Origin of the sequence: Paenibacillus sp. B01 (assembly GCF_009649995.1) — a bacterium.
GTDB classification, from domain to species: Bacteria; Bacillota; Bacilli; order Paenibacillales; family Paenibacillaceae; genus Paenibacillus_O; species Paenibacillus_O pasadenensis.
Genome location: NZ_CP045802.1, coordinates 369,524 through 384,701, shown reverse-complemented (window position 1 = coordinate 384,701; position 15,178 = coordinate 369,524). Strand labels below are relative to the sequence as shown.

The 15,178-nt window shown below is 66.9% G+C and carries 15 protein-coding genes; all 15 read right to left on the bottom strand.

The features are described from left to right. Nucleotides 1-18: 18 nt before the first annotated feature. A complete protein-coding gene (locus tag GE073_RS01750) occupies nt 19-849 on the bottom strand; it encodes an energy-coupling factor transporter transmembrane component T family protein (RefSeq protein WP_153782616.1) in 831 nt (276 codons plus the stop codon). Next, complete coding sequence (locus tag GE073_RS01745; protein WP_228551227.1) at nt 846-2,654, bottom strand: ABC transporter ATP-binding protein; 1,809 nt, start codon at nt 2,652-2,654, stop codon at nt 846-848. The genes GE073_RS01750 and GE073_RS01745 overlap by 4 nt, the downstream gene beginning before the upstream one ends. Nucleotides 2,655-2,742: 88 nt before the next feature. Next, the gene (locus GE073_RS01740) at nt 2,743-3,297 is read right to left on the bottom strand and encodes an ECF-type riboflavin transporter substrate-binding protein (protein ID WP_028599343.1); all 555 of its coding nucleotides are present in this window, start codon (nt 3,295-3,297) and stop codon (nt 2,743-2,745) included. A 99-nt stretch (nt 3,298-3,396) separates the two neighbouring features. After that, nucleotides 3,397-4,992 (bottom strand): stalk domain-containing protein, encoded by a 1,596-nt coding sequence (locus GE073_RS01735; protein WP_153782615.1) that lies wholly within the window; start codon nt 4,990-4,992, stop codon nt 3,397-3,399. A 220-nt stretch (nt 4,993-5,212) separates the two neighbouring features. Then, on the bottom strand, nt 5,213-6,592 hold the full coding sequence (locus tag GE073_RS01730) for an LLM class flavin-dependent oxidoreductase (protein WP_153782614.1): 1,380 nt from the start codon (nt 6,590-6,592) through the stop codon (nt 5,213-5,215). Nucleotides 6,593-6,618: 26 nt separating this feature from the next. After that, nucleotides 6,619-7,089, bottom strand: a complete 471-nt coding sequence (locus GE073_RS01725) for a DinB family protein (protein WP_153782613.1) — start codon at nt 7,087-7,089, stop codon at nt 6,619-6,621. Continuing rightward, nucleotides 7,049-8,293 carry an amidohydrolase gene (locus GE073_RS01720; protein ID WP_153782612.1) on the bottom strand — a complete coding sequence of 415 codons (1,245 nt, stop codon included), beginning with the start codon at nt 8,291-8,293 and terminating at the stop codon, nt 7,049-7,051. Before GE073_RS01720 ends, GE073_RS01725 begins: the two co-directional genes overlap by 41 nt. Further along, nucleotides 8,290-9,393, bottom strand: coding sequence for an MsnO8 family LLM class oxidoreductase (locus tag GE073_RS01715; protein WP_153782611.1), 1,104 nt, complete (start codon nt 9,391-9,393; stop codon nt 8,290-8,292). The genes GE073_RS01720 and GE073_RS01715 overlap by 4 nt, the downstream gene beginning before the upstream one ends. 17 nt (nt 9,394-9,410) lie before the next feature. After that, a complete protein-coding gene (locus GE073_RS01710; RefSeq protein ID WP_028599339.1) occupies nt 9,411-10,163 on the bottom strand; it encodes an amino acid ABC transporter ATP-binding protein in 753 nt (250 codons plus the stop codon). Beyond that, nucleotides 10,160-10,870 (bottom strand): amino acid ABC transporter permease, encoded by a 711-nt coding sequence (locus tag GE073_RS01705; RefSeq protein WP_153782610.1) that lies wholly within the window; start codon nt 10,868-10,870, stop codon nt 10,160-10,162. The genes GE073_RS01710 and GE073_RS01705 overlap by 4 nt, the downstream gene beginning before the upstream one ends. Further along, nucleotides 10,867-11,652 (bottom strand): amino acid ABC transporter permease, encoded by a 786-nt coding sequence (locus tag GE073_RS01700; RefSeq protein ID WP_153782609.1) that lies wholly within the window; start codon nt 11,650-11,652, stop codon nt 10,867-10,869. Before GE073_RS01700 ends, GE073_RS01705 begins: the two co-directional genes overlap by 4 nt. A 38-nt stretch (nt 11,653-11,690) precedes the next feature. After that, the gene (locus GE073_RS01695) at nt 11,691-12,596 is read right to left on the bottom strand and encodes a transporter substrate-binding domain-containing protein (protein ID WP_153782608.1); all 906 of its coding nucleotides are present in this window, start codon (nt 12,594-12,596) and stop codon (nt 11,691-11,693) included. A 28-nt stretch (nt 12,597-12,624) separates the two neighbouring features. Then, nucleotides 12,625-13,128, bottom strand: a complete 504-nt coding sequence (locus tag GE073_RS01690) for a GNAT family N-acetyltransferase (protein WP_028599336.1) — start codon at nt 13,126-13,128, stop codon at nt 12,625-12,627. Nucleotides 13,129-13,239: 111 nt separating this feature from the next. Then, a complete protein-coding gene (locus tag GE073_RS01685) occupies nt 13,240-14,121 on the bottom strand; it encodes a LysR family transcriptional regulator (RefSeq protein WP_101808384.1) in 882 nt (293 codons plus the stop codon). A 168-nt stretch (nt 14,122-14,289) separates the two neighbouring features. Next, nucleotides 14,290-15,126, bottom strand: coding sequence for a formate/nitrite transporter family protein (locus GE073_RS01680; protein ID WP_052333336.1), 837 nt, complete (start codon nt 15,124-15,126; stop codon nt 14,290-14,292). Nucleotides 15,127-15,178: the final 52 nt, after the last annotated feature.

Below are 15,178 nucleotides of genomic sequence, written 5' to 3'. Positions count from 1 at the left end.
CAAACGGCGGCGGCGGCACTACGCAAACGGATTATAAAAGCGCGAGCCGTCCTCGAACGTCAGCCAGAACGACGCCGCCGCGAGCAGGACGACGAAGGCGATCGCCGCGATATCGGCGGCGCGCAGCGGCCGCGCGCTGTACCAGGTGCGCTTCGGCCCTTGGCCGAAGCCGCGCAGCTCCATTGCGGCGCTGACCGTCTCGATCCGCTGCACGCTCGTCAGGATGAGCGGCAGCAGGATGCCGACCATATGGCGCACTCGTTTGACCAGCTTCTCCTTGCGGGAGATGTCGAGGCCGCGCGCCTGCGCCGCGAAGCGGATGTTCTGGAAATCGCGCTGGATGTCGGGGATGTAGCGCATCGCGATCGACACCGAGCAGGCGATCCGGTAGCTGACGCCGACCCGGTTCAGCGACGAGGCGAACTCGCCGGGATCGGTCGTCAGGATGAACAGCAGCGCCATCGGGATGACGGCCAGGTACTTGAGCGCCACGTTGAGCTGGTAGAACAGCTGCTCCTCCGTCACCCACCAGCGCCCGGCCAGATGCAGCAGGTCGTGCCGGGTCCCGTAGATGCGGACGCCCTCCAGCGGCGAGAACAGGAAGATCGCGACATGGTTCATCAGGAAGAAGACGAGAATGAGCGCAAGCACGAACGAGAAGTCCCGGAAACGGACGCGCGAGACGCGGAAGGCGATCAGGCCGAGCGCGAGCAGCGCGAGCAGCACCCGGGTGTCGTAGGTGATCATGGCGGTGACGGACCAGACGGCGAAAACGACCAGCTTGGCCGCGCCCGTCAGCCGGTGGATCGGCGAGTCTTGTCCCGTATAGGCGATCAGCTTGGCCTTCATCGTCCTCTCCCCTCCCGGTCGCGGCGGATGAACCGCCCGACGAATTCCGCCGGCGCCCCGATGCCCGCGCGCTCGGCGAGCCGCTGCAGCGACGTCTCGCGCAGGCTCGCCCGGCGCACGAGCTCCGCATCAGTCAGGATCGTCGCGGGAGGCGCGTCCGCCAGCACCCGGCCGTCTCCGATGACGACGGTGCGCTCGGCGTACTCCATCATCAGATGCATGTCATGCGTGATGACGAGGATGCTTTTCCCCCGTTCCTTGAGCTGCAGCACGAACTCCATCATCTCGTTGTAATGGCGGTAGTCCTGCCCGGCCGTCGGCTCGTCCAGCAGCAGGATGTCGGGATCCAGCACGAGGATGGAGGCGATCGTCACCCGCTTCTTCTGGCCGTAGCTGAGCGCCGAGACCGGCCAGCTGCGGAAGGGATGGAGGCCGCAGATGCGCAGCGTCTCCAGCACCCGCTCCCGCGCCTCGTCCTCGGGCACGCCGCGCAGCCGCAGGCCGAGCGCGACCTCGTCGTAGAGCAGCGTCTTGGACAGCATGTGGTTCGGGTTCTGCATGACGAATCCGATCCGCTCCGAGCGTTCCTTGATCGTGTCGCCCGCCAGGTCGCGCCCCCGGTGGAGGATGCGCCCGGACGTCGGCCGGTAAAAGCCGCAGATGAGCCGCGCCAGCGTCGACTTGCCCGCTCCGTTATGCCCCGCGACGGCCAGCAGCTCGCCCTCGCCGAGCTGCAGCGACAGCCCGCTCAGCACCGCCGGTCCCTCGTCGTCATAGGCGAACTGCACGTCCTCCAGCTCCAGCACGGGCGAGCGGCGAGGCGGAGGCGGGTCGGACGGCGCCGCCTCATGCCAGTCGCGCAGCGGCTCGCGGATGCTGGCGAGCTCCAGCCGCTCGAGGCTCTCCGGATGCAGCTCCGGCGAGATCGCGCAGCCCGCATGCCGCAGCGCGGTCACATACAGCGGCTCGCGCAAGCCCGTCTCGGCCAGCAGCGGCGAGCTGAGCAGCTCCGCCGGCGGCAGGTCGGCCACGATCCGTCCGTCGGCGAAAACGACGATGCGGTCGACCGGGCGATGCAGCACCTCCTCCAGCCGATGCTCGACGATGACGATCGTCTTGCCCGTCTCGCGGTGGATGGCGTCGATCCGCTCCACCGCCTGCCGTCCGGCCTCGGGATCGAGGCTGGCCAGCGGCTCGTCGAACAGCAGCACCGGCGTGTCGCTGACGAGCACGCCCGCCATCGAGACGCGCTGCTTCTGGCCGCCCGACAGCGTCTGCGGCGAAGCGCCCAGATGCGCCTCCATGCCGACGGCGCGCGCGGCCTGCTCCACGCGCTCCCGCATCTCCTTTTGCGGCACGGCGCGGTTTTCCAGCTCGAAGGCGATGTCCTCGCCGACCGTCATGCCGACGAACTGCCCGTCGGAATCCTGCAGCACCGTGCCGATCAGCCTCGACAGCTCGAGGATGCCGAGTCCGGCCAGCTCCCGGCCGCAGACGCGCGCCCGGCCCGTCATCTCGCCGGAATGCACATGCGGCGCGAGGCCGTTCAGGCAGTGGGCGAGCGTGCTTTTGCCCGAGCCGGACGGACCGACGATGAGCACCTTCTCGCCGGCGGCGATCGTCAGGGTGATGTCATGCAGCGTCGGCTCCTGCTGGCTGCGGTACTGGAAGCCGAAGCCGTCCAGCTCGATGACCGGCGGCCCGTTGTCGGCGCGGGCTCCGGCGGCGCGGCCCGCCGCTGCCGGCGGCGCGGCCAGGCCGATGCCGCCCGCATGCGGAGCCGTCTCGTCCATGCGTTCGTTCATGATGATGTCCTCCTCTGAAAAAGCAGCGGAGCCGGCGCAGCGCGCCGGCCCCAAGCTTGTCTCGATTGATCTCGTGCCTGCAGGGCGATTACAGCTCGCGCGTCAGGCTGCCTTTTTTGGTGCGGGTCTTGGCGTAGGCCGCCAGCAGCAGCGAGCCGAGGACCGCGACCGTCACGATGTTGGACAGGCCGGCGACGAGCCCTTGCGTGAACACCTTGTTCACTGGCTCGGCGTAGATGACGATGTCCAGCACCGGCGCTACGACGAACCAGGCGGCCGCGTTCGCGATGATCTGGTACAGGTTGAAGCGGATCAGGTCTTTTTTGCCGAACTCCCCGTCCCGCACGTCGATCTTGCGCGCCGCCAGGCCGATGATCAGGCCGACCACCGCCGAGGCGATGATCCAGCTGAACCACGGGCCGAATGAAATCGCGTCCTTGATCGTGTGGCCGATGAGGCCGATCAGCAGGCCCGCGAGCGGTCCATACAGCACCGCGAACAGCGCCAGCAGGGCGTAGGTCGTCTCGATGTTCGTGTCCGGTATGCCGGACGGAATCGAGCCGAACCGGCCCAGCACGACGAACAGCGCCGCGCCGATGCCGATGGCGACGACTTGCTCCACCGGCGAAGCTTTTCTTGCCATGATTGAATTCCTCCCCCGAATGATCCCCATGTAGCGTTGATGTAAGCAGATTATATATCGGAATAGTCGGGTATACAACGGGCAGTTGAAAATATCGCTTTATTTCGTCACCGCTACCGCTTGGACCGCGCTTCCGTCCGCCGGCACGACGATGGAAGCGACCTTTCTCTCGTTCCCGCCGTAGGGGCCGGCCGAACCGAAGGCGACGAGATCATAGCGGCCTGGCGGAAGATGCAGCCGGCATTTCCCGTAGTAGACGGACAGCGAGAGCAGCCGGCTGCCCTGCGAGTCATAAAGCTCGCCGAATCCGGACCAGACGTCGGCGCGCTCTGCTTCCACGGAGACCGACACGTTGAACGCAGGCAGCCGCAGCTGGGATGGCGCGGCCTTGCCCGCTGAAAGAGCGATCGTATGATCGCTCAGCAGCCACGCTGCCGGACCGCTCGTAACGTTGCGCAGCTGATAAGTTCCGTCCGCCCGATCCACATATGCAGCAGGGCCGTTCCAATACAGCGGGAGGAGCTCCGGCTGCGCGTCCAGGCCGAGCAGATAGCTTCCATAAATCAGCGCGTTTCCTTGGTCGTCCAGGAAGGACAGCTCGGGAATCGCTGGCTTGGCTTGGCTTGGGCGGAGCCACTTCGACAGGCCCTGCATGCGAGCTATGCCTGCGGCGCTTCCCCGGTTCTCGACGGAGCGCTCGGGATCGGCTCCACTCGCCAGCAGCAGCTGCGTCGCTTCGAAGCTTCTGCCTAACACCGCTTCGGCAAGCGGCGAGCCTACGTTCGGGTCGGCGCCATGCTGCAGCAGCAGCCGGACGAGCTCCGGCTCGATCTCGAAGAAGACGTCCTTGCCGTTGACGGTATAAGCGCCGCCGGAGCTCGCGATTTCCAGGAGGGAGCGTCCTGACACCGGCTCGATCGTGTTCGGATCCAGGCCATGCTCCAGCAGCAGCCGCAGCAGGCCGTTCTTGCCCGCTCTCTGAGACGGCTCGAGGAAGTCGGCGGCAAGCTGCGGATCGAACGTCGACCCGGCGGCGAGCAGCGCTTCGACCGCATCCATCCGAGCGAGGCGGATCGCCACATCCAGAGCCGTCGAGTCGCCGTAGCCATGTCCGCGCGCCAGCGGATCGACTCCGCGCCGCAGCATCTCCTTGACCGTGGCCGCATCTCCATCTCTGGCCGCATGAAACATCCGTTCCTCGAATTCCATCGCCTGGTAAGGGCTGTAGGAAAACGTCAGCTTTCCTGCCGCTTTCTCATAGGCGCTTTGATCCATTCCCAGCGTCTTCGCGGCCATGAGGACCGGAATATAAAGCGCGCCTTGGATCAGCTTCGGCGAATAAGGCAGTCGGACCGACTGGCCGTTCGCGACCGCTTTAGGCGACCCGACCGCTCCGCTTACCTGGATCGTCCCTTTTTTCAGCGTGATGGCGCCTTTCGAGAAGGCCAGGCTGGCGCCGGCTCCTTTGGCGAACGCTTTGGCGGGCAGCATCATCTGGCCCGACAGCCAGATCGGCTCGATCTTGAGCTCGAAGCCGAGGGAGGACGGCTTCGAGCCATCGGCAAGAGCCTGGGCCGCGGACGCCACCGGCAGCGAAGGATGGAGCGGGCATGCGGCTGCCAGCAGCAGCGCCGAGGCGCCGGCAAGCAGCAGCTTGCGGGCAGGAGGCAAGCAAAGGCGGGGCATCATAGGCATGGGCGGGACTCCTCATCCGGTTCGATCTACCCATGGTTGTACCATGGCTGCCCGGCGTCTGTCTACGACCGAATCGACTTTGCACTACGCGAAAAAGAAGCGGGGCTAGGCCCCGCTCCAGTCTGTCGCTCGGCGCAGGCGCATCCGCCTGCCGATCGTCGCTGCCGCCTCCGCAAACCTGCTTCCTCAGCCCTGCGCCTGATCCGGCCGCTTTGGCAGCCTATGCCTCCGCCGGCGTCCTCGCATCCACCGCTGCCCCCGCATTCGTCCGCACTTCCGCACGCCGCGCGGCGGCGTAACGGTTCTCCGGAACCGGCAAGCCGAGGTTGCCGCGAAGCGTGTCCGCCTCATACTCGTGGCGGAACAGGCCGCGCGCCTGCAGGATCGGCACGACATGGTCGATGAAGTCCTCCAATGCCCGCGGCACGCTCGCGCCGATCATGAATCCGTCCGCCGCGTCCGCCTCAAACCACGCCTGCACGCGGTCCGCGACCTGCTCCGGCGTGCCGATGAACGGCGTCCGCGGCGTCGCCACCTGCAGCGCCGCCTCGCGCAGCGTCAGTCCCTGCTCGCGGGCCGTCGCCTTGATGCGGTCGGTCGTGCTGCGGAAGCTGTTCTGTCCGAGCTCCCCGAGCTCCGGGAACGGAGCGTCAAGCTCATACTGCGAGAAGTCATGATGCTCGAAGAAGCGGCCCAGATAAAGCAGCGCGTCCTCGGCCGAGACGAGCGCCGCCGTCTCGCGGTACTTGCGCTCGGCCTCCTCCTCCGTGGCGCCGACGATCGGCCCGATGCCCGGAAAGACGAGCAGGTCGTCCGGATTCCGGCCGAACGAGGCCGCGCGCCTTTTGACGTCCGCATAAAATGCAGCCGCCTCCTCCAATGTATCGTGGTCGGCGAATATCGCATCGGCCTCCCGCGCCGCGTAGTCCCGCCCGACCTCCGAGGCTCCCGCCTGGAACAGCACGGGATGCCCCTGCGGCGAGCGCGAGATGTTCAGCGGCCCCTTGACGGAGAAGAACTCGCCCTCGTGGTTCAGCTCATGCAGCCGGCTGCGGTCGAAGTAGATGCCCCGCTCCTTGTCTCGCGGAAACGCATCGTCCTCCCACGAGTCCCACAACCCGCGCACGACGTCCAGATGCTCCTTGGCGATGCGGTACCGCTCGTCATGCTGCGGATGCCGCTTCGGCCCGAAGTTGAGCGCCGAGCCCTCGAGCGGCGAGGTGACGATGTTCCAGCCGGCGCGGCCGCCGCTGATCTTGTCGAGCGAGCCGAACTGGCGGGCGACCGTGAACGGCTCGCTGTACGACGTCGAGAGCGTGCCGACGAGGCCGATCCGCTCGCTTGCGGCGGCGAGCGCGCTCAGAATCGTGATCGGCTCGAAGCGGTCGAGGAAGTGCGGGATCGACTTTTCGTTGATGTACAGCCCGTCGGCGACGAACACGAGGTCGAACCGGCCCTCCTCCGCCTTGCGCGTCCACTCCCGGTACAGCTTGAAGTTCGTGCTCGCATCCGCCTGGATATCAGGATGCCTCCATAGCGACGTGCTGCTGCCGACGCCGTGGAGCATCGCTCCCAGGCGCAGCTGTTTCCGCTTGCCCATCTTGGATTCCCCCTTGTTTTCCGCGTTCAGCGCACGGCTTCCACGGCCCGCCGGATGCGGGCGATCTGCGCCAGATGCGTGCCGACATGCCGGACGAAGCCGTCCACGATGCCTCGCAGGTCGATTGGGTCGCCTTTGAACGTAATGCCCCGCTTGGCCAGCTCCCCCGCATCCAGCCGCTCCAGCAGCCGGGCGTTCGCCCGCAGCAGCGCCGCGAACGCCGCCAGATGCTCCGCTGCCTTCTCCTCGTTGCCATGCTGGCCCGACACCCAGCGGTCCTGGTCGAAGCGCGGCAGGCCGGCCTCCGTATCGGCGAGGATGTCGCGGATGCGGAACGACACGACGATGCTGTGGTCGGCCAGATGGGCCAGCACCTCCGTCACGCTCCACTTGCCGGGAGCTTCCTTTTCCTTCAGCTGCCGCTCGTCCAGTCCCTCGATGGCCTGCGCCAGCTGCTCATGCGTCTGGCGAAAGGCTTGCAGATCGATCACGCTCATGCGCTTCTCCTCCTCCATGCTTCGACTCCCCGCATTCTTCGCTCCCCGTCCCATCCGCCTCCGCCGCGAACCGCCGCAGCGACCGCTCGGCCAGCTCGGCCAGCAGCCGCGCCGCCGGCAGCAGCGCCCGCTCGTCGACGTCGAAGCGGGGATGATGCCACTCCTGCGGCCCGTTCGTCCCCAGGAACACGAACAGGCCCGGGACCTCGCGCTGGTAGAACGCGAAGTCCTCGCCCGCCAGCGATGGCGAGGGCTCGACCGGCTCCAGGCCGGCCGCCGCGGCCGCCTCGCGTCCCAGCTCCGCCAGCGACGGATCGTTCAGCACCGGCGGCGGACCTTGCACCCAGCGCAGCGTCGCCTCCGTTCCGAGCGCCGAGGCGACGCCGACGACGATCGCCTCGAAGCGCTCCAGCACGCGCCGGCGCACCGCCTCGTCGAACGTGCGGATCGTGCCCTCCAGCACCGCCAGGTCGGGAATGATGTTCCACGACGTGCCGCTATGGAGCTTCGTCACGCTGACGACGACGCTGTCCAGCGGACCGACGCTGCGGCTCGCGATCGTCTGCAGCGCCGTCACGACATGCGCCGCCGCCGCGATCGGATCGAGGCCCGCTTCCGGCACGGCCGCATGCGCGGCGCGGCCCCTCACCTCGACGACGAAGCCGTCGGCGGCGGCCATGAGCGGGCCGGCCTTGATGCCGGCCGCGCCGACCGGCAAGTCGGGCTTGTTGTGCAGCCCGAACACGGCGCGCGCGCCGTCGAGAGCGCCGGCGGCGATCAGCTCGCGGGCGCCGCTCGCCTTTTCCTCCGCCGGCTGGAACAGCAGCCGCACCGTGCCGGGCAGCTCGCCCGCCCGGCGCTGCAGCAGAAGCGCGGCTCCGACAAGGGCCGCCGCGTGGAAGTCATGCCCGCATGCATGCATGACGCCCGGCGCCAGCGAGGCGAACGGCAGTCCTGTCTCCTCCTGGATCGGCAGCGCGTCGATATCCGCGCGCAGCGCCACGACCGGACCCGGCCCGCCGATCTCGGCGATCAGGCCAGTGCGGAGCCCGTAGCGGCCGAGCGGGCGAATGCCCGCCTCCTCCAGCCAGGCCTGCAGGCGGCGCGTCGTCTCCCGCTCCTCGCGGGACAGCTCCGGATGGCGGTGCAGCTCCCGCCGGACGGCGACGAGCCGCGCCTCCAGCTCCTGGTCCGTCCCGCTCACGCCGGCTCTCCGGCGGCCGCCCCGGCTTCCAGCCCCGCTGCCGCTTCGACCCCCAATCCTGCATCCGCCCCGGCTTCCAGCCCCGCCGCCGGCTCCGCAACCAGCTCCGCCAGCAGCTCGAACGAGCGCAGCCGCGCGGAGAAGTCCGGCACGTTCGTGACCACGATGAACTCCGCCGCCCCGGTCGCTGCCTGCAGCGACCGCAGCTTGCGTCCCACCGTCTCCTTGGAGCCGGCGTAGACGATCGCTTCCTTCTCCTCGATCCGGTACTCGAGGCCGGACTGGCAGCCGAACTCCTCGGCCTGCTCCCGCGTCCCGAGCGTCACCGTGCGCCCGTCCTGCAGATGCGTCTTGACGACCTTCTGCGGCGTCAGCTGCGCCTCGGCCGCCGCGTCCGTATCGGCAGCGACCGCCGCGACGGCGACGATCAGCTCCGGCTGCCGCCCGGAGGAGGCGTCGAAGCTTTCGCGGTACGCCTGCGCCGCTCGTATTGCCAATTCCTCGTCTGCGCCGATGAACAGCGAGAATACATAAGGCAAGCCGAGCTTCCCGGCCGAGCGGGCGCTTTCCTCGCTCGCCCCGAGCACATGCAGCAGCGGCGGCTGCGCCGGTGCCGGCGCGGCGCGCAGGCCCGCCAGCGGATGCGGCTCGGCGAGCGGACGGCCGCCGAGGTAGCCGCTCAGCTCCTCAAGCTTGCCTTCGAGCGGCCCGCCCGCGCTGCCCGCTCCCTGCCGCAGCGCCTGCGTGCTGCGGGGCAGCCCGCCGGGCGCGCGGCCGACGCCGAGATCGACGCGGCCCGGCGCCAGCGCCGCCAGCACGTGGAACGTCTCCGCTACCTTGTACGGACTGTAATGCTGCAGCATGACGCCGCCCGAGCCGATGCGGATGCGCTCCGTGCGGGCCAGCAGGTAGCCGATGAGCGCTTCCGGCGACGAGCCGGCGAGCTGCTCGCTGTCATGATGCTCGGCGACCCAGAAGCGCCGCAGCCCGAGCTCCTCGGCGCGGCGCGCCAGCCGCACGGTATGGGCCAGCGCCTGCTCCGGCGTCTCGCCGGGATGGATCGGACTCTGGTCAAGCACGCTGATGGACAACGAAGACATGGCGGAACCTCCCTATTTCAGATTGAATACGTCGCCTCCGGCGTGATGCGCCGCAGGAACTGCCGCGTGCGCTCCTCCTTGGGCCTGCGGAACAGCTCCTCCGGCGGCCCCTCCTCGACGACGGCCCCGTCGTCCATGAACACGACGCGGCTCGCGACATCCTGCGCGAAGCCCATCTCGTGGGTGACGACGATCATCGTGATGCCCTCGCGGGCGATGCGGCGGAGCACCGCCAGCACCTCGCCGACGAGCTCGGGATCGAGCGCCGACGTCGGCTCGTCGAACAGGATGACCTCCGGCTCGAGCGCCAGCGCCCGGGCGATGCCGACCCGCTGCTGCTGCCCGCCCGACAGCTGGCTCGGATAGGCGTCCAGCCGCTCGCCGAGCCCGACCTTCTCCAGCAGCTCGACGCTGCGCCGGCGCGCTTCCTCCCGGGGCATCCGGCGGGCGACGACCAGCCCCTCCATCACGTTCTCGAGCGCCGTCTTGTGGCGGAACAGGTTGTACTGCTGGAACACCATCGCCGTGCGGCGGCGCAGCTCGTGGATGTCCCGGCGGCGGATCGAGCGGCAGTCGGCGGAGAAGCCGCCGATATGGATGCTGCCCTCCGACGGCCGCTCCAGAAAGTTCAGGCAGCGCAGCAGCGTTGTCTTGCCCGAACCGCTCGGGCCGAGGATCGCGAGCACCTCTCCTTTTTCCACGCTCAGGTCAATGCCCTTGAGCACCTCCGTCCGTCCGAACGACTTGCGGATTCCCTTCAGCCGAATCATGCGACTCCCCCCCGATGGTAACGACTGACGCGCTTCTCCAATACCGCCCCGATCCGCTCCAGCACGAGCGTCATCGCCCAGAACAGCACCGCCGCGGCCAGGAACGCCTCAAAGTACTTCCAGTTCGTCGAAGCGACGATCTCGGCCTGCGCGTTGATGTCGACGACCGACACGACAAAGGCGAGCGTCGAGGCGTGCAGCATGCCGATGACGAAGTTCGTCAGGTTCGGCACGCTCGCCGCCAGCGCCTGCGGAAAGACGATGCGCCGCAGCGCCTGCGGCACGGTCATGCCGACCGAAAGCGCCGCCTCCATCTGCCCGCGGCTGACGGCGAGCAGGCCGGAGCGGATCACCTCCGAGCCGTACGCGGATGCCGTGATCGAGAACGACAGCATCGCGAACGCGATCATCGGAATGCGCGCCGACGTCCACGACGAGCCGAGCTGACCGGCCACGCTGTCGATCAGCAGCGGCAGCCCGGCGTAGAGCAGCAGCAGATGCGTCAGCATCGGCGTGCCCCGGATGACCGTCACCCAGCCGGCGGCGAGCCGGCCCAGCACCGGCACCGAGAAAAATCGCAGCAGCGCCAGCACGCTGCCTGCCGCAAGGCCGCACCCGACCGACACCGCCGTCAGCAGCAGCGTCGTCGGCACGGCGGGCAGCAGCTTCAGCAGCGCCTCCGCGATGAACGCCAGGTCCAGATTCATGGCGCGTTGCCTCCTTTCAGCTCCTGGATCGGAGATGGCCGCACGGACGGCCTCAGGCCCGCGAAGCGGCGAGGGCTCCCCGGCTCATCTCCGCTCCGCTCATGCCGCAGCAGCCGGCGCTCGCCGAGCTTCAGCAGCTTTTCCAGCACAAATGCGACGACGAAGTACACGAGCGCCAGCGCCAAATACGCTTCGGCGAAATGCTGCGTGAGCGAGGCCAGCGTCTGCGACTTGCCGGTCATCTCCATGACGCCGAGCGTGAAGGCGAGCGAGGTGTCCTTGAGCAGCGCCAGCGTCAGGTTGGACAGCACCGGCACCGCGATCGCCAGCGCCTGCGGCGCGACGATGCGGCGGAACGCCTGCACGCCGGTCATGCCGACCGTGTAGGCGGCCTCCACCTGCCCGCGGTCGACCGCCTGGATCGACGCGCGGATCGTCTCGGAAACGTACGCCCCGGTATGAAGCCCGTACGTCAGGATGACAAAAACGAGCACCGGCGTCTTGCTTACGTCCACATGCGCCAGCTTCAGCAGCTCCGGCAGCCCGTAGTAGAACAGGAACAGCTGGATGAGGATCGGCGTCCCCCGGAAAAACGACGCGTACAGCTGCGAAAGCTGCGCCAGCACGGGGATCCGGTACAGCCGCGGCAACGCCGCCAGCAGGCCGGCCAGCAGGCCGAGCAGCAAGGAGCCGGCGATGATCCGCAGCGTCAGCCCGAGCGTGCCGAGCAGCTTGGGGATGAAGTCGATCACATAGGCAAAGTCAAACGGCAATCCGCCCATCGGCAGGTCCTCCTCGTTCCCGAAGCCGGCTCGGGCTGTTAGTCCTCTTCGGAGGTGAAGTCCGCTCCGAGCCACTGCTCGCTCAGCTTCGCCAGCGTGCCGTCAGCCTTCACTTCCTTGAGCGCGGCGTCAATGTCGTCGGCGAGCTTTTGCGACTCGGGCTCGTTCTTACGGAAGACAAACAAGATGTCCGCCTCCGACAACGCCTTGCCGACCCGCTTCAGCTTGCCCTGGGGATCGATCAGCGACAGCGAGAAGTCGGCTGCGAGCGCCGCGTCCACGCGGCCGCTCGTGATCTGATTCACCGTATCGTTGGCCACTCCGCTGGAGTAGACGATTTTCAGCGGATCGCCGTGCTCCTTGTTGTAGTTTTCCAGAATCTGCGCCTGCGCGCTCGTCGGCGAGGTCAGGAACTTCTTGCCGTGCAGGTCGGCCAGCGACTCGATCGGATCGTTGTTGTCCTTGGCGACGACGATCTTGTTGCGCCAATGGGCGTAAGGCTCCTTGTTGAACAGGTACTTCTCCGTCCGCTCCGGATTTTTCTCGAACTCATGCGCGGCGAAGTCGATCTTGCCCGTCTCGAGGCTGAGCAGCAGGCTCTTGAACTCCAGCGTCTGAAACTCGAACTCGTAGGCGGGCAGACGCTTGTCGAGCTCCCGCACCAGCTCCACGTCGAACCCGGTCAGCTTGCCGTTGGCGTCGATGAAGCACACCTGAGGGAACTGCGTGCCCGTGCCGACGATGATCTTTTTCGCCGGCTGCGCCGAGCCTTCCGCTCCGGGCGCCGCACTGGCCTTCGCCGCGTCGGTCTCCGTAATTCCGCCATTGGCATCGGCATTGGTTCCGGCTCCGCAGCCGGACAGCGCCAGCCCCGCGAGCAGCGCGGCGGACAGCAGCAGCGGCCGGGCCGAATAAGTCCAGGATGGTGAAAGTCGTCTGTTCATCGGAATCTCCCCTTTTTCAATCGTTCGCTTAGTCTTGCAGCTGCGGCTGCAGCCGTTTGCGCAGCAGATGCATCGTCCCGTCGCCGTTGCCGAAGTCGATCGCTCGATACCGCTCGTAGCCTTTGCGCTCGTACATCGAGAGCAGCCACGGATGCCGCTCCGCAGTCGCCAGCGTGACGGCCTCTGCGCCCAAGCGGCGCGCCAGCACCTCCTGCTCGACCCAAGACAGCAGCTTGGAGCCGACGCCGCGGCTCTGCAGCTCCGGGGCGACCGCGAACCATTTCAGGAAGGGCAGGTCGGTAATCGCCTTCGCCTCCTCGCCCTTCGACAGCGTGATCGTCGCGGCCAACTCCCCGTCCAGCTCCAGCACGTAGCATTCATGTTCGCGGATGTTGCTTCGGATCAATTCCTCATCCGCATGGGCGGCAGGCCAGCTCAGTTTCAGCTCGCGGATCTGCTCGTAGGCGCCGTAGACGATCTGCTGCAGGCGCGGCGCATCCTTTTCGACGGCGATCCGGTACAGCTCCCCCATCCTGATTCCTCCTCAGCCATTAATTTCATAACAATTCCTATGCAATTAGTAAGAATTAAACCCTGTGTCTACTGTAGCACCGTCTGCCGCCGCCCGGCCAATAGACTTGTTCTATTCGATCATAGAAAAGGCTTGGAAGCTCCGGATCGCTTCCACCAGCTCGGCATATTCGCCGCTGCGCACGCTGAGGCTCGTCTGCAGGGAGATGCCGGCCGTCTCCGCGATCTCGACGGGCACGAGCCGTCCTTTCGCCGCTTCCTCCCGAATGCAGACGCCAGGCAGGAAAGCGATGCCCGCGCGGCCAAGCACGAGCTTTTTGGCCGTCTCGGATTGATCGGCATGGCAGACGATATCCGGCGGCTGCTCCAAGCTCTCGAACACCCGATGCAGCCGCAGCCAGTCAAGCGACCCGCATTCGAAGAACACCAGCTTCTCCCCCGCAAGCTCGGACAGCTCGATCCGGCCGCGAGCGGCAAACGGATGGCTGTCGTAGACATAGAGCCGGATCGGATCGTCGTAGAGCGGATAGGAGCGGAGGGAGGGATGAGTCAGCTTGCGCACGAACGCGATGTCGATCTCCTGCTCGAGCAGCCGCGCGCCCAGCTCGTCGGTCGTAGCCGTCATCAGCTTGAACGTCAGCTCGGGGAAGAGGCCCTTGAGGAAGGGCAGAAGCTCCGGAATGATGTAGGTGGAGACGGAGACGGTGCTTCCGATGCGCAGCTCCTGAGGTACGGACGGCTTCTTCTGCAGATGGAGCTTGCCCTTGCGATACGTCTGGAGGATCTGCTGCGCGTAGGGAAGGAACGTCTTGCCCGTGTCCGTCAGCTGCACCCCCTTTGCCTGGCGCTCGAACAGCTTGGCGTCCAGGTCCCGTTCCAGCGTTTGGATGCGTGAAGTAACGGACGGCTGGGAAAGGTATAGCGCATCGGCCGCCTTGTTGAAGCTGCCGTAATGGTTGACGTAGACGAATGCCTCGATATTGTCGATGTTCATGGGCCGCCCCCCAAAGTATATTTATCACATCTACATAGTGGGTTTAATTTGTATGACTATAGCTTACCCCTCCCGGGCTGTCAACGGGCCGTTTGCGGCAGCAGGACGGCCAATCGAAAAAAGCGCCTCGGCCCGCATGGAATGCGGATCCGGGCGCTTCTTGCCGCTTTAGAGCACTTGGCGGCGGCGCTTCGGCCCGTCGCTGCCGCCAGATGGTCGCGGAGCGCTCCCTCCGAGCCGCACCGGGCTGATGAACCAGTAGGACGCGCCGATGAACAGGCCGCCGCCGACGATGTTGCCGAGCGTGACGGGAATCAGGTTGTGCAGCCATCCGGCGAGCGTGACCGTGCCGGGATGCGGCAGCAGCAGCGACAGGCTGAGCAGCGTCATGTTGGCGACGCTGTGCTCGTAGCCGCTCGCGATGAAGGCCAGCAGCATCCACCAGATGAGGATGAGCTTCGCCGTCTCCGACTTGGCGCGGGCTCCGCACCAGAGCGCCAGGCAGACGAGCATGTTGCAGAGGATGCCGCGGAAGAACAGCTCGGCATAGCCCAGATGCATCTTTTTCGCCGCGATCGCGAACAGGATATGATCCGGACCGATGCCGTGGAAGACGCCGGCGCCGACGACGAGTCCGCACAGCACGAGCGCGCCAAGCAGGTTGCCGGCGAACACGAACGCCCAGTTGCGAAGCGCGTCCCCCCAGGTGACCGTCCCCGAGAGGCGGCCGACCGTGAAGTACATGTTGTTGCCGGTGAACAGCTCCGCTCCGGCGAATACGACAAGCGTGAGCGCGATGCCGAAAAACGCGCCCATGACGAGCGAGACGACCGGCGAGTGCGCCGCCAGCAGCGGCGCGCCGATCAGGAAGATCAGCACGATTCCCAGGCCGACATACGCTCCGGCCAGCATGCAGTGCACGAGATAGCGCAGCGGCCGCTCGCGCTGCATCCGGCTTTTGTCCGCAGCCAGCCTCGCCAGCTTCTCCAGCGGTTGTTCGTACATGAGGGCTCCTCCTTCGGTGGCGCGCTAGCCTTTGCCTCCATTGTAGAGGCGC

Coding starts and splice junctions, on each gene's coding strand:
- GE073_RS01710 (WP_028599339.1), bottom strand. CDS start 10,163: ATGATTCGGCTGAAGGGAATCCGCAAGTCGTTCGGACGGACGGAGGTG.
- GE073_RS01685 (WP_101808384.1), bottom strand. CDS start 14,121: ATGAACATCGACAATATCGAGGCATTCGTCTACGTCAACCATTACGGC.
- GE073_RS01740 (WP_028599343.1), bottom strand. CDS start 3,297: ATGGCAAGAAAAGCTTCGCCGGTGGAGCAAGTCGTCGCCATCGGCATC.
- GE073_RS01725 (WP_153782613.1), bottom strand. CDS start 7,089: ATGAGCGTGATCGATCTGCAAGCCTTTCGCCAGACGCATGAGCAGCTG.
- GE073_RS01690 (WP_028599336.1), bottom strand. CDS start 13,128: ATGGGGGAGCTGTACCGGATCGCCGTCGAAAAGGATGCGCCGCGCCTG.
- GE073_RS01750 (WP_153782616.1), bottom strand. CDS start 849: ATGAAGGCCAAGCTGATCGCCTATACGGGACAAGACTCGCCGATCCAC.
- GE073_RS01695 (WP_153782608.1), bottom strand. CDS start 12,596: ATGAACAGACGACTTTCACCATCCTGGACTTATTCGGCCCGGCCGCTG.
- GE073_RS01730 (WP_153782614.1), bottom strand. CDS start 6,592: ATGGGCAAGCGGAAACAGCTGCGCCTGGGAGCGATGCTCCACGGCGTC.
- GE073_RS01700 (WP_153782609.1), bottom strand. CDS start 11,652: ATGGGCGGATTGCCGTTTGACTTTGCCTATGTGATCGACTTCATCCCC.
- GE073_RS01705 (WP_153782610.1), bottom strand. CDS start 10,870: ATGAATCTGGACCTGGCGTTCATCGCGGAGGCGCTGCTGAAGCTGCTG.
- GE073_RS01735 (WP_153782615.1), bottom strand. CDS start 4,992: ATGCCTATGATGCCCCGCCTTTGCTTGCCTCCTGCCCGCAAGCTGCTG.
- GE073_RS01745 (WP_228551227.1), bottom strand. CDS start 2,654: ATGAACGAACGCATGGACGAGACGGCTCCGCATGCGGGCGGCATCGGC.
- GE073_RS01680 (WP_052333336.1), bottom strand. CDS start 15,126: ATGTACGAACAACCGCTGGAGAAGCTGGCGAGGCTGGCTGCGGACAAA.
- GE073_RS01715 (WP_153782611.1), bottom strand. CDS start 9,393: ATGTCTTCGTTGTCCATCAGCGTGCTTGACCAGAGTCCGATCCATCCC.